Here is a 22,547-nt window from a genome sequence, read left to right as displayed (position 1 = left end):
GACGAGGTTCACGGGCCTATGGCGCAGTTGGTAGCGCGCCTCGTTCGCATCGAGGAGGTCAGGGGTTCGAATCCCCTTAGGTCCACCGGGGGGTATTCGCGTATCTCGGGATTTTTGTTCCCGTATCTCAGAATGCCAGGTCAAACGAGAAAAGCCACCGGATTCCGGTGGCTTTTCTCGTTCTAGGGGACGAACGGGCGACGTGCCGTTTTAGGCTGCGGTATCAGGCAGCTTTGTCTTGGCTCGCATCCAGTTGGCGATGTGCAGGAGCCCCCATCCGGTGATCGCGAGCTTCATCTGCAGGTCTTCCAGGGACATCTGGAACTGCTCCTCCGATAGTTCCTGTAGCGCCTCGGCCTTCTTCTGGAGCGTCTCGATAGCCTCGTTGCTCTCCTGGTCTGCCTTCGCCACCCTGAAGGCGAAGATGCTGGAGCCGATGATGGTGAGCACCCCCAGCGACCCGAGCACGCTGATGAAGATCTTCATGCCGACCGCCCATCCGAACACGGGGGTCAGGGCGGCAATTTCGCCGAACACGATGGCGCTCATGGAGTAGTTGGCGAAAACGCGAGCTCGCGGTCAGTGAGCGATTGCAATGGCCCCGCGCGAGCGGCACGCAGGATTTCTTCATGCTGGGAACGCATGTCGTAGTACGCCGCCAACCTCTTGCTCGATCCCACGCCGGCATCCTCTCTCCGGCCGTCACTAGGCTAGCAACATTCGAATCTATGTTCTATTCTCGGATCATGAGACCTTCGACTGCTCACCTTCCTGCGACCCTATGGATGGCCGACGACATTCCCGCCAGGATGGTCTTTGCAGGTCGCCGCTGGAAGGTGACGGATACTCCCACTCGCCTTTGTCACTCCATCTGGGTCGCGCCCCGCGAGGGCAATGCCGGGCTCTACGGCTGGCGCTTCCAAGGCACGGACGACGACGGGCTGTCGCTCGTCTTCGACGTGTTCAAGGCAGAGCACGGCTGGCACGTGCACCGCAGCTACGAGTGAGTGTGAGTTAGGCGATGGGCAAGGGGAACGGCCGACCGGTCGAGACCGCTTCCGCGTACGCGCGCAGATCGTCATCGTCGAGGTCCACGAGAGGTCCGCTGATCCCGAACTCGTAGACGATTGCCTCCACAGGTGCGCCGACGCACGAAGCGCGGAACCTCTTGTCTGCGGCTCTGACGTTCCTCGTTGCTTCATCCAGGATGTCGTCCCACTGATCAGGATCGAACGTCATTGGGCGAGCGTATGCAGCGCGGGCGGCGGCCTGCAGGATCTACGATATTGCTGTCCTGGATTCTGTAGTTAGGTCTACTCAATCAACGGGCAGCATTCCCGAGGTCGTGCTCTCGTCCCCAAGGCCTGCGACGGACCGGTGAGCGAGCCGCTTCAACCTGACTCGGCCGCATGCCACCGTTCGAAGACCTCAACCGTGATAGCCGCGAGCTCATCCAAGCGTTCTAGTGGCACGGGGGCTGTCTTTGGGCCTATGGCCCAATCGACGTAGCCTTTGGCGAGGTGGGCGTCCTCTTCGAGGTGCGTTATCGCCAGTGGCTTCTTCCACTGCCCGAGGTCTCGCGAGCTCACTCCTGGTGCGCGCCGGCTGATCAGCAATCGGTCCTCGTGCCCGTCGAGGACTTCCCGCTGAAGTGTCCTGAGGCTCTCGATCCAAGCCGGGACGTCGGGCGACAGCTTCGGGTCGAAGTAGTTCGACTCGTCTTCGACCACCGAGATGCCCATGTGGCTTTCGAGCCGGAGGTCCTCAGCGTGCTTTGGCATGCCTCGTCCGGTGACCTGGATCTGCCCGCGAAGAGTGCGGCCATCCGGCAGCGGCGGCGACCCGAAAACGATTGAAGGATTGCCGCTGCCGTTACGGCGAGGATCGATAGCCCACCCGTCCAGCCGCTGGTCAAGGTGGGGTTTGAGGCGCGTGAAATGCGCTTCGACGGCTGCCTTCGGAGTGCGAATCGAATCCAGGTCGTCCGTTGTGATTCTCGAATCAGGGAAACGCTTCAGCAGGTCGTGCCAACTGATCACGGGCACCGTAGGGAAGTCCTCGGCGAGCCAATGAGGCACGCCGTCGGTGTCGCGGACAACGACGAAGAGCTGCTGGACGGCGTCGGCCTCTTTGCGGATCTGAGCGCGGGTGAGCTCGTGGTCGAACTTCGCTTCAAGTCCGACCGAGAGCGGCGTGCCGTCGGCTTGTTCGAACTCGAGGAGGACGTCGACGCGGGCGGTTGCTTCGCAACGCACTCGCTGCAGAAGCCCGAACGGCCGCTTGTCGCTCAAGCCCTCTAAGAAATCCTGTAATGCGGTCGGGTGATGTCTGATCTCGGCAGCGAGAGCGCGAGTCACCATGGGCTCGCTCGTATAGATCGGGGAGGGGGCCACCCGCCCAGTATGACCGACTCGCTGGCAGGCGAGCCGTCGTTGTTCGCCGCAGAAGTGACAGACCCGCGGGAGAGCGGGGGAATTGAGAGGGGCCAATCGAGTCGTTCTTGCCGGCGCTGCTAGAACGGGTGCATGGCAGAAGATTCTTTCGTCAACCCCGATCTCGAACGATACGGGCAAGAACAGTACGACTCGCTGCGGCCACGCATCCACGAGATGAGGTCTCGAGCGCTGGCTGTGATCGTCACACCCGACGGGATGTTGGCAAGAGAAGACGAACGCACCGATTACAGCCCTATCTCGTACCAGGTGCGATTCCAGCTGCAGCTCGCCGCAGAGCATCTCGTAGCGCTCGATCACCTCGTGGCGGGTCATGGTCTGCCCAACTACGCGGGCTACGTTCTGATTCGCGCGGCACTGGAGACATCTGCGACGGCGTACTGGCTGCTCCAGCCCAACGTCAGCAACCGTCGCGTCTTGCGCGCACTGCGCACCGCATCGTGGGACCAACGCGACAGCGCAGAGTTCGCCTCAGCCGCCGGGCATGCGGCAACAGACTGGGACCTCCAGCGCCACGATCACCTTGACAGCCTGCGACGCAAGGTCAAAGGGCTCCACCAGTCATCGCTCGACGTGCCCCGCCTCAGCCACACGGACATGCTCACCGCCGTGGAGCGAAGCCTGAAGATCTCCCAGCAGCCCTCGACGCTTCTCGCTTGGCGTCTGTGCAGCTCTCTCGCTCACGGGAATTCCGCCGCCGCCGTGATGGCTCTCCAACATCGCCAGATCGGCGGCGGCAACGCCAACATTCATCGCGCCACATCGAGCTGGGCATTGGTGAGTGCGCTGGTTCGCACCGCTCTCGAGACATTCGACGGAGCTCTCGCCCAGTACCAGCAGCGAGCGTCCGCCACCTGACCGTCCATCTGCGGGTCTGGTTGCCGACTGGATCGAACGCCCTGAGCTGATGCAAGAAGTCGCTCACGGAATCTACCGCGGGCGGCCGCTCGCTACGCCCACACTCGTGCGAAGGTGGCTATACGCTCGGCGCAGCCGCTCGGGTGAGCATCCGCAGAAGCAGGTCAGCGAACTGGACGATCTCCGCCGCTTCCGCAGGGTCGTCGAAGTGGACGGTGCGGTGGCTTGCTGGGTTCTTGCCCGACGAGCGCTGCAACGTCGGGTTCCGACGAGAACCTCTGGTCCGTCACCACCATGATGCTGTGAGCATTGACGAATTCCCCTTCGCACCCGAAACTGCGCAGGAGCGCGAGGGCGATATCTTCAGTACTTCCTTGGCACAGCAACTCTGCTTCTAGGGCCACGCGCTTGACCCTAGCGATTCGGTCGCGTGCGCGCCAAGAGCGACCGTCTAGCGAAAGCCGGAGGTCATCGCAGCCGTAGCTAGGCGCTCAGTCGGTGTCGTGGAGCGGCTTGTGACGGATCGGGCCGGTGACGCTGGTCATCATCGGTCCGAGGTCAATCTGAAGCGCCACGGCCAGGGAAATCACGGTGAAGAGCCCAGGGTCGACGGTCCGCCCCTCCTCGATGGCGCGGATCGTGGACACGCTCACGGACGCACGCTCCGACAATTCGGCTCGTGAAAGATGTAGCACTTTTTTACGCTGGTTCAGTAGCACAGTTCGAAGACGGTCACTGCGCATAGAGTAGGCAAATTCTGACTTCGGGCGACGACCGACCATGTGTTCATGGTAGCAAAGAAATAGCACTGAAAATCTAGATGTTCAGGCGACGAGAGGGTAGAGTGTAACCATGGCTGGACGGCACATTCGCGACATGATCTCCGCATACGGGGATCGTGACGATCTCAAGTTCCGCCGGGCAGTGCAGGCCATCATCCAAGAGGAAGAAAGCAAGCGCCATACGGTCCTTGCCCGAGAGCTCCGTACGCTCTTGGCCGCAAACTCTTCCGTCGGCGTGGTCGATGGTCCCGCGATGCCGGAACCTCCCGTCGACCGGGACAGCTCGTTGCCTTTGGCGCGGGTGGAGTACCCGGATCGGTACATCAACGATTTGGTGCTCGCGCCCAATGTGGAAGTTACCTTGAAGCGCCTCGTCAACGAAGTGCACCATTGGCCGGCACTGGACGCGGCAAACCTCCCGAGACGCAATCGTGTGCTCCTGTCGGGCCCTCCCGGGTGCGGGAAGACTTCGGCGGTATCTGCCCTTGCTCATGACCTGGGGCGGCCGCTTGTGACCGCGCGGGTCGAAGGTCTGATGTCCAGCTACCTCGGCGAGACGGCGACGAACCTCAGCAACCTGTTCGCTTTCGCCTCGACGGGCTCATACGTGCTGTTCCTGGACGAGTTCGACTCGCTCGGGAAGATGCGCGGGGACGTCTCGGATCATGGTGAGCTGCGCCGAGTGGTCAATGCCGTACTGCAACAGATTGACGCCTATACGGGACCCTCGCTCATCGTCGCGGCGACCAACCACTCACAGATCCTCGATGCGGCGCTCTGGCGGCGGTTCGATGCTGTCATCGAACTCGGGCTTCCCAGCGCCGACGAGACACGAGAGCTGCTCCGTCGGCTGCTGTCCGCTGACGGGTTCGCGCTCGCGCAACAGTACGTGGACCGCTTCGAAGGCCTGCCGCATGCAGCGGTGGAGTACTTCGCAAACTCTGCCGCTCGTCACTCACTGCTCGAGAAGAACAAGGGCATCCGGCAGGCCGACATCGACTTCGCGCTCCGCGAGACCGTCGAACGCCCCTGGTAGGGCTACGCCCAGTCGCAGAAGTGCCAATAGAACGGCACATTGAATACGAGGACCGCGCTCGCGTGCGCGAAGATGATGAGCGCAAGCGCGCTGAGGACCATCGAAATACGCAGAAGCCAGACAGTCCGATTCGTTTCTTCGGCTTCCCAGTTGGTGAGAGTGTCCTCATCGACGATCTTCAGCCGGAGCGGCCAGCCGAATGACGCGCGCATCGCAAGGATGACGGCGATGACGGTGGCGACCGTTCCGAAGAGCAAGAGATAGGCGCCGTCCACGACGGATGTGCGGCTTGCCTCTTTGAGGACGTCGGGACCTGCGAGGAATGTGATGGCGCCGCCGGCGACTGCGACCAAACCGACGCCGTTGCGCCAGTTCTGCGCCATGGCTCGCACTGCATACAGTTGGCTGCGTTGCATCTGTCGGATGCGCTGCAGCTGTTCGACTCCTGCGGGAGTTGCCCGCCGACCCGAGATGATCTCTAACTCTCGCATCATCGCACCGTCACTTCCCACTCATGTCCGCAGCCACTCATCCCTGCCGGGGTGTCCGGGTGGACGGTGACGCAGGCGCATTGCATCGTCACAGTGAAAGGCTGACCGGCGCTCTGTCCGCGGATGCCTTGGTCGTCGCTCGGGATCACGGTCAACGGAGTCTTCGACACCGTCTGCCCCAGGCAGCACGGGCACGGCCCCTGGTAGGTGATGACCAACTGACCGTGAGCTTTGTCTTCGACGACGTTGCCCTCTTGCAGCGTCTCCTCAAAGAACGGGGGAGGGGGTGTCTGTCGCCACGGGTGGTTATCGTGCACCCGGGTCATGGCGTCTGTCCCTGTGCGCGGCCGCGGGTACGTGCTTGCAGCTGAGCCTCTGCGAGTCCGAACAGGTCGAGCTCCGGGCGGCCGTGGTCGACGAGGCGGACGGCCACAGCGAACCGTTGCTCCTTGTACTCGTCCTTCTGCGCAGGAGTCCAGGGGCTCGGCTCATGGGTGACGACGAGGTGGTAGATCTGGTCGTCCGGGTCCCAGCCGCGGACGGGGTTCGAGTACTCACGACAGATCAGCGTCGAGGACTTGAAGCGCGTCTTCGGCGGGGACATCGGCAAGCCTTTCATCGCCGGAACGAAGGTCAGCGAGGGGTCTGCGGCGAGCTGCTTGGCGGTGGGCTGCTTGGCATAGGCCGCTTGAATTGCAGAGAGCGGCTCGCGGTGGATCAGTTCGAAGGTCATGTTGCCAGCAACGTAATCGCGCCGGCTGCGGCGAGTGGGCGGATCGAACGCGAGCGCGATACGCACCTCACGCTGCGAGAAGCCCGTGGCGAACTGCTCCGGGATCGGCAGTTCGATTGCCAGGTGGGAGTTCGTCGCGATGACGCCTTCATAGACGAAGATGACCGAGTTGCCGACACTCTCCAGTACCCGGTCGGCATCCGGGACTCCGAAGACCCCAGACATCACTTCGTTAGGGTTCTTCACCCCTGTGGGGAGCTGGTCGCCGGACAGCGCGAGGAGTGCGCGAAGGAGATTCGGCCCCGCATCCGGGTACCGCGTCTTGATGCGAGCCAGCTCGTGAGCGACTCGAGGTGCCGCATAGCTGGTTCCGGCTGCGAAGCCGAAGTTTCGGCCGTTGACCGGCGGAATCAGGGTGGGGATTGCAAGTCCGGCGTTGTCACGGATGATCTGGTCGATGGACGAGTCGTAACCCCAGCTGCCGCCGTAACTGGCGAACTCGGGCTTCTGCCGCCCGGCTGCGTTCGTCGCTCGAGATGGTCCTGTCCGGCTGAAAGGCGCAGCCTTGCCTGCGCTAGCGATGGGCTGTCCGTAGGGGCTGGACGAGGTGTCGACGACATCCGCGTGCGCGCGGGAACCGACAGTGACGGCGGTGGCGGCGCTCCCCGGTGCCGCCACCTTGGCGGAGGAGTCGATGAGGTAGCTGGGGTAGTCATTCAGCCAGTGCCCGGCGGCTTCTTTCAGGTTTCCGGCAGCCGTGACGAGGACCATTTCGAGTTCGGTGGATACGCGATCCAGCGTCGAGGACAGGATCTCAGGGATCGCTCCGCCGTCCGGCTCTTCCTTCCCTAGAGCGAACACGACGATGCGGACTCCCTGCTCGTGGAGCCATCGCAAGGCGTCCTCGAGCTGTTTCTCCGCGTTGTCGACGAGTTGGGTTTCCCCGTGGGAGTTCATCTGCGCAACGCGAGCAAGGTACAGCGGGAATGGCTGCCCGTCGTAGTCAGGGTCTGCAAGCAGGGGTGCGATGTCACCCCAGGCGGCGAGGCCGGCGACCTGCGTGCCATGACGGGTAGCCGAGCCGAACACGTAGCCCGCCGGGAAATCTCGTTGAGCGACGACGACGTCACGCAACCAAGGATTGGCATCGACGATGAGGTCGTCGATGATCCCGATGGGAGTCCCCTCCGGCAGCGGCGGCTGGGTAGGGGCTGAGCTCTCGAAGATGTCTTTCTGGGTGACCGCCGCCACTAGTGGACCCTGAATGCGTTCCACGTACGGGTGCTCGGCGATCATGTCGAAAACCTGCGCGCTCACAGTGGCCCGCACCTGCAGAGTGTCGGGGTCCCGGTCGTCGGAGTACACGACCTCCACCCGCCCGTCTGTCGGGTCGGAGGCTTGGATGAACGACCGTATCGCTCGGACTCGCTCTCTCCCGACCTTCTCGGCGCTCTTGTTCATGACAGAGGTGGGCCACAGCACGATGTCGATGGTGGCGACGCTGTCGCCTTCAGGCTGGATCGCACTGGGGCCGACGCGGTCGTCACGACCGTACAGCTCGATGTTCTGCACCTTCTCGAGCATCGTGCGCCACGCCTTCGGGTCCTCCCAGTCCGAAGCATCCGCCGAGTACTTTTCCGCGAGCTGGTGGAAGAGCGCGCGAGACTCCTGGTTGGTGAGCACGAAGAAGTGCTTGTCTTCGTTGCCCGCCAGCGGGCTCATCTTCAACGCGGAGAACTCCGTGGGCGAGAACTGAGCGCTACCCGTGACCTTGAGGACGATCTCTCCGAGATCCTCGGCCGAGGGCTCAGAGGCGAGGTCGTCGAACAGGCCGGGCATCGCATCATCGAGGTCGTTCATGATGCTGAAGACATGCTCGCGGTGCTCATCGGGATCGAACGGAGTCGAGCCCGGGCGCCGGTTCGTCCGTCGCTTCGTTGTCATCGGTGTTACGCCATTGAGGCGCAGGTGATCCGCCATGACCGGATCATATCCAGACGAATGGAACGGCGAAACGGAATGACATCGAACCCGACTGGGGAGCGGCGAATCTGTCTCTAACTCTGTAGTCGCGTGACATGCTCCATGTCCGTCAAGACGCTCCGATACGCAGTGCGCGATATCGCGGCCACTACAGAGTTAGAGACAAGGTGAATGCGCGTGCATTGACCCGTGTTCACGCGCGCTCATAGGATTCGACCGAGCAAAGGGGACAGCTGTGAGCGTTGATGTACCGGAACACGTGGCAGCCGCGCATGTGCAGACGATTCGAGACCTGACCGAGTCAGGGTCTGCGGTTGACGCGGGAGAGAAGACGCGCGGGCGATTCCGCGAGCTGATGGGTTACACCACCGGCATGGCAGATCCGCTCCAGCGCATCATTGGCGGAGAGCATCCGTTCAACACGGTGGCCGGCGTTGCCCGGTTCGTCTGGCTCGTCAGCGGTTCCGACCGCCTCGAAGACATCGCGTACTACGAGGATAAGGTTCGCGACTTCACGGACAACGGCATCAGCGTCCCCGGCTCGTCATACGGGCGCCGGATCTTCAGCGCGTCGCCGGGGCGAAACCAGCTCGAGGGCGTCGTCGCGGAACTGCGTCACGACCCCGCGAGCCGCCGCGCGGCGGCGGTCGTCTGGTTGCCCGACGACGCGATCCGCAAGTCGAAAGACATCCCGTGCACGTTCGGGATCTTCTTCCATGTCCGCGACGGCGGACTCATCATGACAACGGTGATGCGCTCCAACAACGCCTTCACCCTATTGCCGTATAACTTTTTCGAGTTCTCCATGATCGGGGAGATGGTCGCGGCCGAGATCGGTGTCCCGTTCGCCCGGTACGTGCACTGGGCAGCATCCATGCACGTGTTCGAATCGCACGACGCGGGGGTGAAGAAGACTCTCACTGTCACGAGCCCGACTTCTATCCGTATGCCGGAGATGCCGCGCGGAGACGCACTGAAGAAGGCGGAGCTCCTGGCCCAGTACGAGGCCAAGCTCCGGCATTGCAGCACTCTGGAAGAGCTGCAGGCTCTCGCCAGTGAAGCACGCGAAGCTCTGGGAGAGTATTGGGCGGCGCTGTTCAACGTGCTGTACGCGTACGGACTCGGCAAGCGTGAACTGCGGGAAGAAGCACGGGCGGAGTTCGATGCGCTCCCGGACTACTTCCGTGGAGGTGCAGCAAAGTACATCATGCCGTTGCTCGACGTGGCCATGGACGAAGGTGATGACACCGAAGGGACGCTGTTCGATTTCGCCGATATCGAACAGTTCAACCAGGGTGGCGTCGCGTCCCGTGTCGTGGCCGGGGCGAACCAAGCCAACGACTTGGGCTGGCTCGTCGACATGTTCGGTGCCATGGAAGTCGCGCCTCAGAACATCACCCTGGAAGACATGCTGCAGGTGCGCGAGCGACTCAGCCAGGCTGACTTCGTGCTCGCGTCCCGCGGAGAAGACCGGGCCAGCGAGCTCACGGCCGAGGATGTTGCGCAGGCACTGGACGACGTTCGTCGTGAGAGGGGCGAGTGACCGCACGCGCCCTCGAGATGTTCCGCCGCACGTGGGCTGCGGACACTCCAGAACTCGCCATGGAGAAGGCGGCGAAGCACACCACCGCCGACTTCGTCTCCTTCGTGCCCATCGACCCTCGCGCCGTGGCCACGCGGTTCGGGGCCACCGTCAGCTATCAGCCGGCGCAGCGCGGGGCGGACAATGACCTTACCGAGCACGGACAACTCACCGTGGTCGACGGGCGCTGGCACGTCCGGGTTCCGCTGCAGATGTCAGGGGAGCGCCGTCGCTTCTCCGTTGCGCACGAGCTCGGCCATATCCTGCTCTTCACCGCGGTGGCGGATTACCCGGAACTGGTCAAGCAGCTGCGCTCGCAGGAACTTTTCACACGCGTGGAGCGTCTGTGCAATATCGGCGCAGCTCATATCCTCATGCCGACTGCGCCGTTCCGCGCTGCCCTCGACGAACAGGGGTCACCGGACAGGCAGACCGTCGAGACGCTCGCCTCCCACTTTCATGTGTCGTTGGAAACGGCAGCGCGACGCATCACCGAGGTCGCGCCGGAGTGGTCGCTCGTGATCTGGGAGTACTCGACACAACACCGCAAGGGGCCGGCGTGGAGGATCGCGAAACAGCCACAGCGCGCGGGCGCAGTTTTCGTTCCTGATGGGATGTCATCCGGACGACTCGATCCCGACATCGTGACCGCAGCGGCACGCGACGGCGACGCGACGGCGGTCAGCGTATCCGCAGACATTCCTGGTGTTGCGACAATGGCGGACGTGCGAGCATGGCACGTAGTGAGCCTCCGCAAGACGCTCGTCGATGTCGGCGATGAGAGGCCGCAGTATGAACGTGTCTTTGTCTTCTACAAGCAGCCCAACAACTAGACGCATAGAGGGAAGCATGCGCATCTACATTTCTGGTCCACTGCAGGGTTCTTCCGACCTCGGGGTCGCCCGCGACTTCTACGACGAGCTGGCCGAACTGGTCACCTCGATGGGGCATGAAGCCTACGTGCCCCATCACTCCACGGATCCCGTGACCGCGGGTGGCCTTTCCGCTCGCACCGTGTTCGCCACTGACATCTCGGCGCTCAACAGCGCTGACGCCGTGATTGCGCACATCGGTCTGCCCTCGACCGGCGTCGGGGCGGAGATCGCGCTGTCCACAGCTTCCGGACGTCGAGTACTGGGTCTGAAGCGGCAGGGGGAGAAGGGCTCTCGTTTCGCCGAAGGGCTCATCACGGACGCCGGCGGGATGGTCAGCGAGTTCGCGAACACAACGCAGCTGGCTGACGCCATCGCTCACTGGCTCGGCATGCCTCAGACATGGTTCGGACACCCGAGCAACGTCACCCCTCACACGAGGGCTGTCGCATGACCGCCCGCTATATCGTCGCGACCGGCGCGGTCGCCGCGGGCGCAACCACCGTCGCCAACATCGTGATGTCCCGGTGGAACGCAGATGAGCTCCTCGAAGGACAGATCGAGAAGCTCAACCCGTTCTTCATCGACGCGCAGAATGACCCTGCCCGGTGGGGCTTCGCCAGCCAGGCCCACTTCCTTGCGGCATCCGCCGAACGGCACGAGAAGCTGCGAACGCGGCTGCAGGACACGTCCGCGGACATCATCATCGAAGACCGCACACCGTTTGAGCACCACGGCGCATACTCGCGAGCGAACCACGAGCAGAAGACACTGAGCGACCGCGAGTTTGCACTGCTCGCCGCTCTCAACCGTGAGATCGAGAAGCAGTATGAAGTGCCCGCCCTGCTGATCTATCGGGAGATGACCGACGAGCAACTGGTCGAGCGCGTCCTCAGTCGTGCACGCGAGGGCGAGGCGGCGGATGTCGTCCGTCTGCGCGCGTTCCATCAGGCATTCGAGCGGTTCGCCGACGAGTGGGACAAGTCTGCCATCGTTCGTGTTCCCGCGGACTGGGAACTGATGGCCCCCGAAGGGCAAGAGCAGCTCGTCGACCTTTTGACGCCCCACCTCGGAGAGCCCACTCGGTGACCTCCACCCTGCTCAACCTGGTCATGGCGATACCGTCCACCGCCACGGCCACGAACTTCTATCTCGACAGCAGCGACCAGGGCGCCCAGTTTGCGACGTCGGCGGCACAGCGTCGAGATCAGCTCACGGCGCACCTGCGCGACGTGGAGCACGGCGATCTGGTCCTAGTGGGTGAGGCCGCCGGATGGCGAGGTGCCCGCCAGTCGGGCGTCGCCTTCACCTCCCCGACCATGGTCGGGCTGCCGGGCACCCGCGAGGCCTCAGCCACAACGGTTCACCGCGCCCTCGCGGCGCACGGGCTGGATGACCGCGCTCTGCTGTGGAACGCTTTCCCGCTGCACCCGTTCCTCCCGGGACGTCACGACAAGAACCGCAGACCCACGAGCGTGGAGTTCGCAGCAGGTGACGGCGTCCTACGCGCAGCCATCCGTGGACGACGGGTCATTGCCGTTGGCGGTAACGCCGCGGCAAGTGTCGCACGGGTCACCGGGAAGGCGGTGCCTACGGTCCAGTCGATGTCTTCTTCGGACCTCGCGGTCACCGTCCGACACCCCAGTTTCGGGGGAGTGCCGGAGTTCAACGCCGGATTCGACGAAGTCGTCACGCGGTGGCGGCTCTGAGTCGCAGCCGCTAGAAGACGTCGGCGTCGTGTTTCAGGTTGTCGCGATGACGAGCGCCGTCTGCGCCTCGGACACGATGCGCTTCGCCTGGTCGAGCGCGAACCGGTGTGCCGTCTGGTTGCCGAAGAGACCTGCAACGTCGTTCAGCGCTTGGCCGGCCGCTGCGGACGTCATGAACACAAGGTTCACGAGAGTTTCGCGGTCAGAAGCGAGACCCTTCACTTCCTTCTCGGCCACGGAGATGAACGCTCCGACACCGGTCAGTTGAGCATGCGCGACTGATGATAACCCCGAATAGACGTGGGCGCCGCTCGTGCCGGTCGTCGCGATGTTCAGGAGGTTGAGCACCTTCTTGGTCATGCCCGTGGGACGAGCGTCACCAAGCCCAAGCTCCCGCCGTTCCGCCTCTACCTTCGACTGTTCTGCCGCAGCATCGAGGACCTCGCCGTTCAGATTGGTCAGCGTCGCGGCGTGCTGGATGAGGAACCCATATTCCTTGTGCAGCGCCGACAAGTGGCGGTCGGCGAACTCGGCGGCGGACTGTGCGGTCGCCAAGTGCGCGGCCTGCGCGTATGCCTCGACGGCTCCCCGGGCGACGGTCACGCTGGCGGTCGTCGCGACTCGAGCGAGGTGGTTCAGCGACCGGAGGTGGTCGGCGCCGCTGAGTATCGCCGCATTGACGGCAGTGAATGCGCGGATGACCTGCTCGCCAGCAAGCCCGTCATCACTCCACTCCTGGATCAGCGAGTCCTCCGGCGGGGGCGTGGACCGGAGCTCTGCCATGAGGACGTCGCCGAGGTCTGCGAACGTGGTCAGAGCTATTGCTACGTTGTTGCGGTCGTCGCGAGTGAGTGTCACGAACACACACTAGAGCTCTCGGAGCCATCTGCCGGACCGGGGTGATCGAGTTGCCACGAGGCGAGCCGACATCAATCTGACGTATGTGGGAACCGTGGCGGCATACCCGGACATTACGTTCTATGAGGGCCACCAACTTCGACGAACTACGCGAACGTTGTCTTGCGCTTATCGACCTCCACTACCGCGATCACCGCGTCGGTCCCGCCTGGTTGGCCCGTGAGCTGTACGTCTCTCGACGCCAGCTCGACAGGGCATTCGTCGGCTGTCCGAGCGTCGCCGAGATCCTCGCCCGGCGCCGTCTCCGGCAGGTCGTGGCGGTCTCGGCGTTTCGCCCCGACGTTCCCATGTCCGTCGTCGCGCGGCGCTACGGCTACGGAACGTATGAGACGTTCCGCGCCCAGTGCCATCGCTACTTGCAGTGCAGTCCTCGAGACGCACGAGACGCTCACGTCAAGGCGCTCCGCGCCGCGACCCTGACGACGGCTGCATAGCGTCGTCCGTCGCCACCTCTCCGACGCGACCGCGTGCACAGATGAGTCCCTTTAGAATCAGGGAGGGCAGTCGGAGTTTTCCGATGTCGGCGAACTACGAGGTGAGGCAGTGTCGGAGAACGCAGAGGCGACGACGCCCCCTGATGGCGAACTCCTCTTCCGGCTTTCGCGCGGCGATGAACCTGCCTACCGAATGCTGCATAACCGGCATCAGGTTCCGGTGTGGCGAATGTCTCTCGTGCTGATGCGCACCACATGGGATGCTGAAGAGGTTGCGGCAACCGCGTTCTTCGAATTGTGGCGCAAGCGCGACAAGGTCCGGGTCGTCGACGGATCCGTGTTGCCATGGCTCCTGGCGACCACGGCGTTCGCCGCGAAGAATAGCCTTCGCTCCCGCCGCCGATATCAGCGGCTCCTCAACCGTATTCCGCACGACGGAGACGTCCCCGACCATGCCGACGAAGTCGCCCGAGCGATGGACTCCCTGAAGATCTCGAACGACGTGCGTGGGGCTCTGCTCGACCTGAACCAGCGTGACGCGAGCGTTGTCATCCTGTGCATGATTCAAGAGCTGCCTGCATCAGAAGCAGCGGTCGTGCTCGGCATACCCGAGGGGACGGTCAAGTCGCGGCTGTCGCGTGTCAAGAGCCGTCTGCGCGGAACGCTTCATGAGTATGCTCCGACAACAGAGGAGGCGAACGCGTGACTGACCCGTCCGAAGGAATGCCGCACCGCCGCGAGGTGCAGGATCTGCTCATCGAGCAGATGCGCCGAGACCTGTCGCGTCGGCCATGGTGGAAGACCCTGGCCGGCCGGCTGTCTATCGCCGCCAGCGTTCTTGTCGTGGCAGGCGCGGGAGTCGCGGCCGTCATTCTCCTCGAGGAGCGCCCGGTCGACGACACCAGCATCGTTCAATGCCTGGAAGGGCCGTATCGGAACCCGGACGGGACGCTGTCTGGCGCGGCGGTGAGTATCGCCACGCCAGACGGCGTCGTGCCGATTGAAGACGCTGAGGCTGTCTGCATTCAGATGTGGGAGTCCGGCGCGTTCACCGAAACAGACCCTCTGTCAGCGACGCCCGCGCCGGCTGTTGCCCCGTCCGAGTTCACCACCTGTGTCACCGATAACGGCGAAGCTGCGGTGGTTCCCGGGAAGATCGAGTGCTCGACGCTTCGCTTGCACCCGTATCGGAGCTGAGCGGATCAACCGAAGGTTCCGACCGGGCGGTAGACGATGGACGAGGTCTTTGCGGCCAGCGCTCCCAGCGAGGAGCAGTAGGGGGCGCAGGTCAGGACCGCGCCGGTGTAGTTCGTTCCGTCGTATTGCGATGACCAGCAGTTGTTGAACCCTTCTGCGGAGCGCACGTTGTTGGTCCACCCGGATCCGAGGTTCGGGAATCCGAACGTCACGCCGTAACACCCGCTGCCGGAGCCCCAATGGATGAGGACGGAGCCGGAGCGCGAGGTTCCCGTCCAGATCTTTCCGACCGTGACGGTGGCTGCAACGGCCGCGCGAGCATTCTCGACGTCCGGGTGAAGCTGCTGGTAATCGCCCGGTGCGCCATCTTCGATGAACTGCTCCGCGGCTTCGACCGAATCGAAACACGAGATGACGGTGGGGACGTCGTCGGGGACCGGTGCGCCGTCGGGGATCGCTACGCCCCCGACTGTGCAGGCAGCGGGTGGCGTGGATGCGAGTGCCGGTGCAGGCGCGGCGAAAGCGAGGGTTGCGATGAGCGCCGCGGCGGCGGCCAGGAATCGTCGGGACAAAGGAAGCTCCTCCGGTAGGGGTTGGATTCGCTTCGGTATGTCCAACCCCCATTCCGGGGTTCCTGCGTCACTCCGCTCAGCAGGACGATTTCCGCGTAATCACGCCGAATTTGCCCTCGCGGGTTGACTTGATCTCTGTAGTCCGTCGCGTCTTCGACCACGGGCTGGCCGCCGTTCGGGCGCGCCGAATGCCGCCACTCTGCGCGGTGGCGGCGGGTGTGCTCGGCGCCGTGGCGCGCCGAAGGCATCGAGGTGCCCGCCCCCGAGGAAAGGGCTAGACGCGAAGGGTCAGAAGGGGCCCCGTCAGCGGGTGGCTGAGGCGTCTGACTGGGGAGTCGACGTTACGCGGCGCGATACGCCGCGACGATGTCGGCTGCGATGCGACCGCGATCACTCACGCTGTACCCGCTCTGCCGCGCCCACGTGCGAATAGCGTCCCTCTCGTGCGCCGAGGGCGACACGGCGGAGGAGCGGCGGGATGCCGAGGGACGTACGCGCCGTCCGGCCTTGATGAACGGGGCGAGCGCGTCTCGGAGCCTTTGCTGGTTGGCCTCGGTCAAATCGATCTCGTACGCGGCGCCGTTGAGGGTGAACGTGAGCGTGCCGCCTTCGTCGATGGTCGTCTGGTCCAAGTCGTCAATGAGTTCGACGATTCGACGCTGTGCCATGAAGGTCCAATCACGAGGAGCGACGTTCATATACGTCACGGTCCTCTGGAGCCTACAAGGGATGGCTTTCCTCGTTGTCGTGATGGATGCGATGCATACCGCCTCTGCTCAACGCTGCACGTGTCGGAGAGTACAGAAACTGAGACAACATCTGCTGAATGACGCCACCAAAGGTGAACCGTTCCTAAAGGCGCACCGGCCTACGCGCTCGCCAAGAAACGCGCTCTGAGCGGGAAAAATCACGGCTGCACTCGCCTGGAGTTGTAGGAGGAACGGTGCAGCTCGACTGTTAGGTCTTCCCCCGGACATGCCCGTGTCCCCCATGTGGCGGACAGACGCCCACGTCGCGCACAGCTAGAAAGACCCTGAGGCCTCATTCACTCATCGCACCTGATTCAAGGAGAACAACTGTGAAGAAGAAGACCGGCGCCATCACCGCTGCTGCCGCAGCCGCTCTGATGGTCGGCCTCGGAGTCGCCCCCGCCTACGCGGCGACATGCAACACCGGCAACATGTGCTCTTACGACGCCAACAACTACGGCGGAACGACCTGGCAGGGAGGAAACGGCGACTTCGTCGAGGTGCCCGACGACGTCACCAACTCCGCGCAGAACAAGACCAGCAAGAACTACAACGCGAAGAACAACACCGCGTTCGGTCAGGAGGAGACGCTGGCGTACATCCCCGCCGGCGCGAGCGTGAGCAGCTTCAGCGGGAACAACAACAAGATCGACCACTACCGCAAGGCTTGAGCGCACCTTCATGACACGCATCAACTCTCGGGTCCAGGTCCGCAACCTCATCATGGTTGCGGGCCTGGGCTCGGTCCTACTTCTTGCCGGTTGCACCGGAGCGACAGGCTCAGGCGACATTTCCGAGGAAACACTCGATGCCGCATCTACCCTCACGGCGTTCCCGCCGGAGATCAGCATTGCCCAAGCCCTCAGTGTTCAGGAATGCGTGCGCGCAGCCGGACTGAACATGCCGTTCGACTCGGATGCTGCGCAATCCACTCCGCTGTCGTACGGGCTGTCGAACCTGTTCGCGTCCGCAGACGAAGCAAGGCGGACGGGATACGCGACGACAATCAGCGAGGGCACGGATGTTGTCAGCGAATGGGAGAAATCGTTGAGCAGCAGCGACCGTGAGAAGTACTACAGCGCGCTGTTCGGCCCTGACGGTTCGGAGCAGATCGAAGTTAGCCTCGACAACGGCATGAAGCTCTCCACATCCAAAGAAGGCTGCATTGCCGAAGCTCAGACAGCGTTGTACGGCTCCGTCGAGGATGCGCTCGCGTTCACCGGTCTCGTGAACGAGTACCTATCAACCGCCGGCGACGCCGGCAACGAACGTGACGCTCAGGTCTCCGCGCTCGCACCCGACTACGAGAAGTGCATGGATGCGCAGGGCTATGACGTCAACGATTTCGACGCCCCCGCTCTCGCGCAGGAACTTTTCGGGACCTACCGCGCGCCCGGGGAAGCCCCCAGTTCCGAAGAGCAGGCGCTGGCGGAAGCTGACTTCGATTGCCAGACGGAGGTGAACCTCCGTGACACTGTCGCTTCCACCTTCGCGAGCCAGTCCGCCGATTGGTTGAAAGCCAACGAGGGTAGGCTCCTGGCAATGCAGGAGGAGCTGAAGCTCGTGAAGGAGCGAGCTGTCGACATCATCAATGGGTGACATGAAGCAGCGAGCACGCGCATCAGTTCTCATCACCGTCACTTCGGTCGTCACGGCGCTGCTCATCGCAGTCGCCTCGGTAGGGGTGCTGGTCTTCATCGGTGTCGGCAACTTCGGAGCCACCCAGGCGACGGACGAAGCACCCGTCGACGTGATCGCGTCCGTCGACACGGGATCGGTGCAGAAGACACTGTCAGTGGAAGTGCGAACGACGCCACTGTCAACGCTGGACATCCCGTCAGCGCAATTCGGCTCCGGGATCGTCACCGGTGTCGCCCCGGCAACGGTTGACGACGGCGGGGTGCTGCTGAGCGTGAGCGAACAACCCGTGATTGTGATGCAAGGGGCGCTTCCCGCGTACCGCAACCTGTCTGAGGGGGCGGAAGGCGGAGATGTCGCCCAGCTGCAGGAATACCTTCGTCGCACCGGCCTGACCATCAACGACAAGGCGGGCTTGTTCGGGCCGTCCACCGCTGGCGCGCTGTTCGAGCATTACAAGAGTCGGAGCTTTGCCGTCGTCACTGCCGACGGTGCACGCGCTGAGAGCTGGCGTGACACGGGCCTTCCACTGTCTCGGTATGTGTTCGTTGCCTCCACGCCCGTCACCGTGGGAACAGGCTGCGGGCGAGTGGGACAAACCGCAGACAGCCTGAAATGCGTCCTGAGCTCCCAAGGCGTGGCCGTTGCCGTGGCCAGCGACGCCGACCAGGATCTCGCCGGCCTTCCCCTGACCCTGTCGACGTCTTCCGGTGCGGAGATTCCCGCGACAATCGGTGATCCCACTACGCCCATCCTGGACGTCTCGGATGAGGACGAGGGAAACGAAACGAGCGATACGCGACGCTGGTACGCACTCAACGGTGTTCCCGCCGAGGCGCAAGGTGACCTCGGGGAGACTGCGGAAGTCGTCGTTGAAAGCTCACCCGAAGACGCGTTGCGGGTCCCCTCGACCGCAATCCGTGAAACTGCCGAAGGAGCGACGTTCATACGGGAGCCCTCATCGGGGTCAGGCAAGGGGGACCCGTACCGTGATCACCCCGTCGAGGTCACACTCTGCGCGGGCGGATACTGTGCGGTCAGCGGCGAGGGGATCGTCGACGGAATGAAGGTCATCCTCCTTGGATGAGCTCACCGCCCTCGTCACCGCGGAGAACGCGCGCCGGGTCTTCGAGCCTGGGGAGCAGGGGGTCAAGTCTGCGACGTTCACCATCGAAGCGAACACGTCCGTCGCCATCGTGGGGCCCAGCGGATCCGGCAAGACAACGCTACTCAGCATGTTGGGAATGTTGGAAACGCCCACCGGCGGCAAGCTCGACATCCTCGGACGTGATGCTCTCTCAGTATCGCCGCGGGCTGTCGCTCACGCGCGCCGGGCAGAGATCTCTTTCATCTTCCAGGCGTTCCACCTCATACCTCACCTGACTGTCGAAGAGAACGTGACGCTAGGACTGCACCGACAGGAGGAGAAGAAGGTGCCCCGCCAGGCGCAGGTCGCTGCGCACCTCGCAGCGCTCGGCCTCACCAATCACAGTGACGCCTACCCGAGGACCCTCTCCGGAGGAGAGCAGCAGCGGGTGGCCATCGCCCGAGCGCTCGTCCGCGAACCGCGCCTTCTGCTCTGCGACGAGCCCACCGGCAACCTGGACAGTGCGAATGGGGCGATAGTGGTCGACGCGTTGCTCTCCTCTGTGTCACCGACCACCGCGGTCGTCATCGTCACCCATGACGAAGAGCTTGCAGCGCGATGCATGCGACGGATACGCGTCAAGGACGGTCTGGCCGAAAGCGTCGTCTCGTGAGCGGCACCGTGCGCCTCGCAGTGAAATCCGTCATCCGACGGTGGAGACGGAACCTCATCTCCCTCGTTGTCGTCGGCGCAGGTGTCGCCGCGGTCGTCATTCCGTCATCGCTAGCTGTCGGCTCCTCCGAGGCAGTCACTGCACGTTTGGAATCGGCCACGAGCTCTCGCGTCACCGTGCTGCTCCCTGCAAATTCCTGGGCGGCCGAGGAGGCAACGCTCCTCGGCGCGCTGGACGCCCAGCCGCAGATCGTTGACGCAGGTACACTCGTGCCGCCGGACCGCACCAATGGTTCCGTCGTCATCACGAACCCAAGGACGGACCGGAGCGTCGAGTCAGCCATCGGCGTGGCTACACCCAGCGGACTGCGAACGGGGGGCGCGACAGTGAAGTCCGGCGGCCTCGGGTCGGACGGAGTCATCTCCGGCGAGGAAAGCGTCGTCTACCTCGGTACTCGAGTTGCACGTGAGCTGGAGTACCCGGACGTGGCAGCTGGCTCCGTGCTCATCGACGGGCGGAAGTTCACGGTCATCGGGATCATCGCCAGCGACGAGGCATGGATGTCGGCAAGCGTTGTGTTCCCGCCTGGCTCCGCGAGAGCCGCCGGGTATCTTCCAGACAGCCGGGTGATCACAGTGTCCACCGAAGGGAACGTCACCAAACGCCTGCAGCAGCGAATCGCACTCGCCGTAGCGCCGGCGGCCCCCGACTCTGTCACCGTGCTCAGCTCACCCAGCGCACAAGAACTACGAACCGAGATTCTGAACAGAGGTAGCAGCCTCACCGGGCTTATCGGAATCATCGCCGGCGCCACCGCATTCCTTACGCTTGCCGCCACGACCTTCGCCTCGCTGACCGAACGTCGTCGGGAGATGGGCTTGTACCTCGCCCTGGGGTACACCCGGTCTTTCGTCTCCGGCCAGATCGTCGTGGAGGGCACCATCGTGGGCGCACTCGGAGGGGTTGTCGGATTCCTTGTCGGCACGCTCGTCGCGGCCGCTGTCAGTGCAGGGGCGTACCCAATGTTCATCCTGCCAACGATCCTGCTCGTTCTGCCTGGGGCCGCGGCGGTGTTGGGATGCGTCAGTGCGCTGGTCCCCGCGTGGGCTGCGACTCGAGTGTCACCGAGCGAACTTCTGCGCGCCTGAGCAGCGTGCAACGCTAGCTACGCCCACGAATGCCGAGGAGGTCGCCGCATGATCTACATCGAGATCGCTGTAGCCGCAATCGCAATTCTGGTGACCGTGCTTCCTGCCGCGGGGAAATTCCGCGCAACCGAATCATGGGGGTAAGGACACGAGCCACACTCGCGAACGACACAGCTTGGCGCGTCGGCCATAGGGCGGCCACTCTCCCAATGGCGTTGACGGGTGGTGCGGCAATTGTCGGTGGCACGGTCTCTGCCGTCCTCGGATACGTAAACGAACCATTCATCGTTGTCATCCTGGCGTTTATCCTGCTCTCGGGAGCAGCTTGGAGTAGCGCGGCCGCGCGACGAGCGACGCAGGGTTAGACATACGACGGCTAGCAACCGCCGAGTGGTGACGGATGATGCGCGTCGGCACGAGGCGTATCGCGTGGCCGCGAGTTCCGTAGTCGCGGTGTGCCTGTCATGCCAGCGGGTAGCGGTACTTCGCAGCCTTCCGGACTGCCCAACGGTGAGTGGAGTGCCCTGGAGCTGTTCTACCGTGGCGAAGGTTTCTTGCTCCCTCGAGCCCTCCTCGTCGAAGCCGCGCACATGATGTGTGGCGCCGCGATCATGGTGGCGACGAGCTGCGAAACGCGACAACCATCTCGGACTCGCGAAGCGCGGTGAGGTGGACGGCCACACGCGACCGTGCACTGCCCGCGGCGTTCGCCCTGGGGCCTGGCGGCGAGCCTGAACCTGGACAGAACGCGACCGTCGCTGAATCCTGACAATGAGCTGCCGCGTTCTCAAGCGAGAGTAGGGAAGTAGCGGGCACGCGTGGGAATAGCGAAAGGATCGCGTGGGAAACGCGTAGGAATAGCGATCTGCGATCCCTGTAGAGAGTAGGGCTTGCGGAGATACGCGAAAACCCCACCGGAACTCAGAAGGCCCCGAGCATCAGCTCGGGGCCTTCTGCCGTATCCACCGCCGGTCGGCGGCGTGGTCCCGTCGTCTTCCGCGGCTTTCCGGGGCGACACGCCCGGCGCGCAGGCCTGATTTGCCGGAACCCGGGGATCCGCGTAACTTATTACTTGTTCGCCCCACAGGGAAGCGGAGAGGCCGAGAGCCTTACCCCCCTCAAGCGGAGAACCACCTCCACTCGATCAGCTCCTCGGAGCAGATCGCAGACACACTTCTGTCTGACCTGGAGCTTCCACCCCGGATCGACTGCCGATTTGACAGCCGCTTCGGAACGGATAAGCTAGTGAAGTTGCTCCGGCGCCTTGAGCGCCGGGTTGCGGATCTGGCTCTGAGCCTCACGGCGTGTCGATTTGACAGCCGAAACGGCGCAGATAAGATAGAGAAGTTGCCCTTCGGGCCTGGTTGTGATGACTGGGTCGGGGGAGCATCCGATCCTTGAGAACTCAACAGCGTGCACTTGTCAAATGCCAAATAACCTCGATTCAGCTTCGGCTGGATGAGATTCCTTTGGATCAAAGACCAGCTCCTCTTTGTGGGGGGTTGGCAACGGATAGTCAGCAATGAATATCTCTTTGGTCAGCATCAAACTCGCTGCGTCATCGTTTTCCCGATGGGGTATGCATTTCTTTTTTACGGAGAGTTTGATCCTGGCTCAGGATGAACGCTGGCG

The 22,547-nt window shown here is 63.4% G+C and carries 26 protein-coding genes and 1 tRNA gene; 18 read left to right on the top strand and 9 right to left on the bottom strand.

The annotated features are described in order from the left end of the window. Positions 1-12: 12 nt before the first annotated feature. A tRNA-Ala gene (locus A4X16_RS10140) sits at positions 13-85 on the top strand. Between the two features lie 125 nt (positions 86-210). On the opposite strand, the gene A4X16_RS10135 is transcribed toward A4X16_RS10140, so the two are convergent. Next, a complete protein-coding gene (locus tag A4X16_RS10135) occupies positions 211-549 on the bottom strand; it encodes a hypothetical protein (protein WP_067120154.1) in 339 nt (112 codons plus the stop codon). A gap of 236 nt (positions 550-785) precedes the next feature. Here A4X16_RS10135 and A4X16_RS10130 point away from each other — a divergent pair, with 236 nt between their 5' ends. After that, positions 786-1,007 (top strand): hypothetical protein, encoded by a 222-nt coding sequence (locus tag A4X16_RS10130; RefSeq protein WP_231880329.1) that lies wholly within the window; start codon positions 786-788, stop codon positions 1,005-1,007. A 7-nt stretch (positions 1,008-1,014) separates the two neighbouring features. On the opposite strand, the gene A4X16_RS17835 is transcribed toward A4X16_RS10130, so the two are convergent. Further along, a complete protein-coding gene (locus A4X16_RS17835; protein WP_157560117.1) occupies positions 1,015-1,239 on the bottom strand; it encodes a hypothetical protein in 225 nt (74 codons plus the stop codon). 152 nt (positions 1,240-1,391) lie between these two features. Beyond that, positions 1,392-2,360: a hypothetical protein gene (locus tag A4X16_RS10125; RefSeq protein ID WP_067120152.1), complete on the bottom strand. Its 969-nt coding sequence runs from the start codon at positions 2,358-2,360 to the stop codon at positions 1,392-1,394. A 165-nt stretch (positions 2,361-2,525) separates the two neighbouring features. On the opposite strand from A4X16_RS10125, the gene A4X16_RS10120 reads away from it, so the two are divergent. Next, positions 2,526-3,311 (top strand): hypothetical protein, encoded by a 786-nt coding sequence (locus A4X16_RS10120; RefSeq protein WP_067120150.1) that lies wholly within the window; start codon positions 2,526-2,528, stop codon positions 3,309-3,311. Between the two features lie 491 nt (positions 3,312-3,802). Here A4X16_RS10120 and A4X16_RS18410 read toward each other — a convergent pair whose 3' ends face one another. Beyond that, positions 3,803-4,054, bottom strand: coding sequence for a helix-turn-helix domain-containing protein (locus A4X16_RS18410; RefSeq protein ID WP_269454904.1), 252 nt, complete (start codon positions 4,052-4,054; stop codon positions 3,803-3,805). 109 nt (positions 4,055-4,163) lie between these two features. Between A4X16_RS18410 and A4X16_RS10110 the strand changes: the two genes are divergently transcribed. Beyond that, positions 4,164-5,129: an AAA family ATPase gene (locus tag A4X16_RS10110; protein ID WP_067120146.1), complete on the top strand. Its 966-nt coding sequence runs from the start codon at positions 4,164-4,166 to the stop codon at positions 5,127-5,129. Positions 5,130-5,131: 2 nt separating this feature from the next. Here the strand turns inward: A4X16_RS10110 and A4X16_RS10105 are convergent, their stop codons facing one another. Together A4X16_RS10105 and A4X16_RS10095 are read right to left on the bottom strand one after the other, a co-directional pair. Further along, on the bottom strand, positions 5,132-5,512 hold the full coding sequence (locus tag A4X16_RS10105) for a hypothetical protein (RefSeq protein ID WP_067120144.1): 381 nt from the start codon (positions 5,510-5,512) through the stop codon (positions 5,132-5,134). Positions 5,513-5,942: 430 nt separating this feature from the next. After that, positions 5,943-8,333, bottom strand: a complete 2,391-nt coding sequence (locus A4X16_RS10095; protein ID WP_082914408.1) for a S8 family serine peptidase — start codon at positions 8,331-8,333, stop codon at positions 5,943-5,945. A 238-nt stretch (positions 8,334-8,571) separates the two neighbouring features. Between A4X16_RS10095 and A4X16_RS10090 the strand changes: the two genes are divergently transcribed. From A4X16_RS10090 to A4X16_RS10070, 5 genes are read left to right on the top strand one after another with little or no spacing between them, the layout of a single operon-like run. Next, the gene (locus A4X16_RS10090; RefSeq protein ID WP_157560111.1) at positions 8,572-9,879 is read left to right on the top strand and encodes a thymidylate synthase; all 1,308 of its coding nucleotides are present in this window, start codon (positions 8,572-8,574) and stop codon (positions 9,877-9,879) included. Next, a complete protein-coding gene (locus A4X16_RS10085; protein ID WP_067120136.1) occupies positions 9,876-10,751 on the top strand; it encodes an ImmA/IrrE family metallo-endopeptidase in 876 nt (291 codons plus the stop codon). The genes A4X16_RS10090 and A4X16_RS10085 overlap by 4 nt, the downstream gene beginning before the upstream one ends. Positions 10,752-10,767: 16 nt before the next feature. Continuing rightward, the gene (locus tag A4X16_RS10080; protein ID WP_067120134.1) at positions 10,768-11,244 is read left to right on the top strand and encodes a nucleoside 2-deoxyribosyltransferase; all 477 of its coding nucleotides are present in this window, start codon (positions 10,768-10,770) and stop codon (positions 11,242-11,244) included. Then, positions 11,241-11,879, top strand: a complete 639-nt coding sequence (locus A4X16_RS10075) for a deoxynucleoside kinase (RefSeq protein ID WP_067120132.1) — start codon at positions 11,241-11,243, stop codon at positions 11,877-11,879. Before A4X16_RS10080 ends, A4X16_RS10075 begins: the two co-directional genes overlap by 4 nt. Next, a complete protein-coding gene (locus tag A4X16_RS10070; RefSeq protein ID WP_067120130.1) occupies positions 11,876-12,499 on the top strand; it encodes a uracil-DNA glycosylase in 624 nt (207 codons plus the stop codon). Before A4X16_RS10075 ends, A4X16_RS10070 begins: the two co-directional genes overlap by 4 nt. A gap of 33 nt (positions 12,500-12,532) precedes the next feature. Here the strand turns inward: A4X16_RS10070 and A4X16_RS10065 are convergent, their stop codons facing one another. Continuing rightward, positions 12,533-13,357, bottom strand: a complete 825-nt coding sequence (locus tag A4X16_RS10065; protein WP_157560109.1) for a hypothetical protein — start codon at positions 13,355-13,357, stop codon at positions 12,533-12,535. 122 nt (positions 13,358-13,479) lie between these two features. Between A4X16_RS10065 and A4X16_RS10060 the strand changes: the two genes are divergently transcribed. The 3 genes from A4X16_RS10060 (at position 13,480) to A4X16_RS10050 (ending at position 15,048) form a co-directional block, all read left to right on the top strand. Next, positions 13,480-13,851: a helix-turn-helix domain-containing protein gene (locus A4X16_RS10060; RefSeq protein ID WP_067120125.1), complete on the top strand. Its 372-nt coding sequence runs from the start codon at positions 13,480-13,482 to the stop codon at positions 13,849-13,851. A 109-nt stretch (positions 13,852-13,960) separates the two neighbouring features. Then, a complete protein-coding gene (locus A4X16_RS10055; protein WP_067120123.1) occupies positions 13,961-14,557 on the top strand; it encodes an RNA polymerase sigma factor in 597 nt (198 codons plus the stop codon). Beyond that, the gene (locus A4X16_RS10050; protein WP_157560107.1) at positions 14,554-15,048 is read left to right on the top strand and encodes a hypothetical protein; all 495 of its coding nucleotides are present in this window, start codon (positions 14,554-14,556) and stop codon (positions 15,046-15,048) included. The genes A4X16_RS10055 and A4X16_RS10050 overlap by 4 nt, the downstream gene beginning before the upstream one ends. 5 nt (positions 15,049-15,053) lie before the next feature. Here the strand turns inward: A4X16_RS10050 and A4X16_RS10045 are convergent, their stop codons facing one another. Both A4X16_RS10045 and A4X16_RS10040 read right to left on the bottom strand, forming a co-directional pair. Next, entirely contained in the window at positions 15,054-15,665 is a 612-nt protein-coding gene (locus A4X16_RS10045; protein ID WP_157560105.1) for a hypothetical protein, read from the bottom strand. Between the two features lie 296 nt (positions 15,666-15,961). Beyond that, a complete protein-coding gene (locus A4X16_RS10040; RefSeq protein ID WP_067120207.1) occupies positions 15,962-16,288 on the bottom strand; it encodes a histone-like nucleoid-structuring protein Lsr2 in 327 nt (108 codons plus the stop codon). Between the two features lie 410 nt (positions 16,289-16,698). On the opposite strand from A4X16_RS10040, the gene A4X16_RS10035 reads away from it, so the two are divergent. Genes A4X16_RS10035 through A4X16_RS18480 form a run of 6 tightly spaced genes read left to right on the top strand, consistent with a single transcriptional unit; the run spans position 16,699 to position 21,280 of the window. Continuing rightward, complete coding sequence (locus A4X16_RS10035; protein WP_067120117.1) at positions 16,699-17,040, top strand: hypothetical protein; 342 nt, start codon at positions 16,699-16,701, stop codon at positions 17,038-17,040. A gap of 10 nt (positions 17,041-17,050) precedes the next feature. After that, positions 17,051-17,968, top strand: a complete 918-nt coding sequence (locus A4X16_RS10030) for a hypothetical protein (protein WP_067120115.1) — start codon at positions 17,051-17,053, stop codon at positions 17,966-17,968. Further along, the gene (locus tag A4X16_RS10025; RefSeq protein WP_067120113.1) at positions 17,961-19,094 is read left to right on the top strand and encodes a hypothetical protein; all 1,134 of its coding nucleotides are present in this window, start codon (positions 17,961-17,963) and stop codon (positions 19,092-19,094) included. Before A4X16_RS10030 ends, A4X16_RS10025 begins: the two co-directional genes overlap by 8 nt. Then, positions 19,087-19,767, top strand: a complete 681-nt coding sequence (locus A4X16_RS10020) for an ABC transporter ATP-binding protein (RefSeq protein WP_067120111.1) — start codon at positions 19,087-19,089, stop codon at positions 19,765-19,767. The genes A4X16_RS10025 and A4X16_RS10020 overlap by 8 nt, the downstream gene beginning before the upstream one ends. Further along, positions 19,764-20,915: an ABC transporter permease gene (locus A4X16_RS10015; RefSeq protein ID WP_197491816.1), complete on the top strand. Its 1,152-nt coding sequence runs from the start codon at positions 19,764-19,766 to the stop codon at positions 20,913-20,915. Before A4X16_RS10020 ends, A4X16_RS10015 begins: the two co-directional genes overlap by 4 nt. A gap of 29 nt (positions 20,916-20,944) precedes the next feature. Beyond that, positions 20,945-21,280 carry an SdpI family protein gene (locus A4X16_RS18480; RefSeq protein ID WP_082914402.1) on the top strand — a complete coding sequence of 112 codons (336 nt, stop codon included), beginning with the start codon at positions 20,945-20,947 and terminating at the stop codon, positions 21,278-21,280. The last annotated feature ends 1,267 nt before the right edge of the window (positions 21,281-22,547 follow it).

The sequence above is a fragment of the Microbacterium sp. H83 genome, from assembly GCF_001650405.1.
Classification (GTDB): Bacteria; Actinomycetota; Actinomycetes; order Actinomycetales; family Microbacteriaceae; genus Microbacterium.
This window is presented reverse-complemented; position numbering and strand designations above follow the sequence as displayed.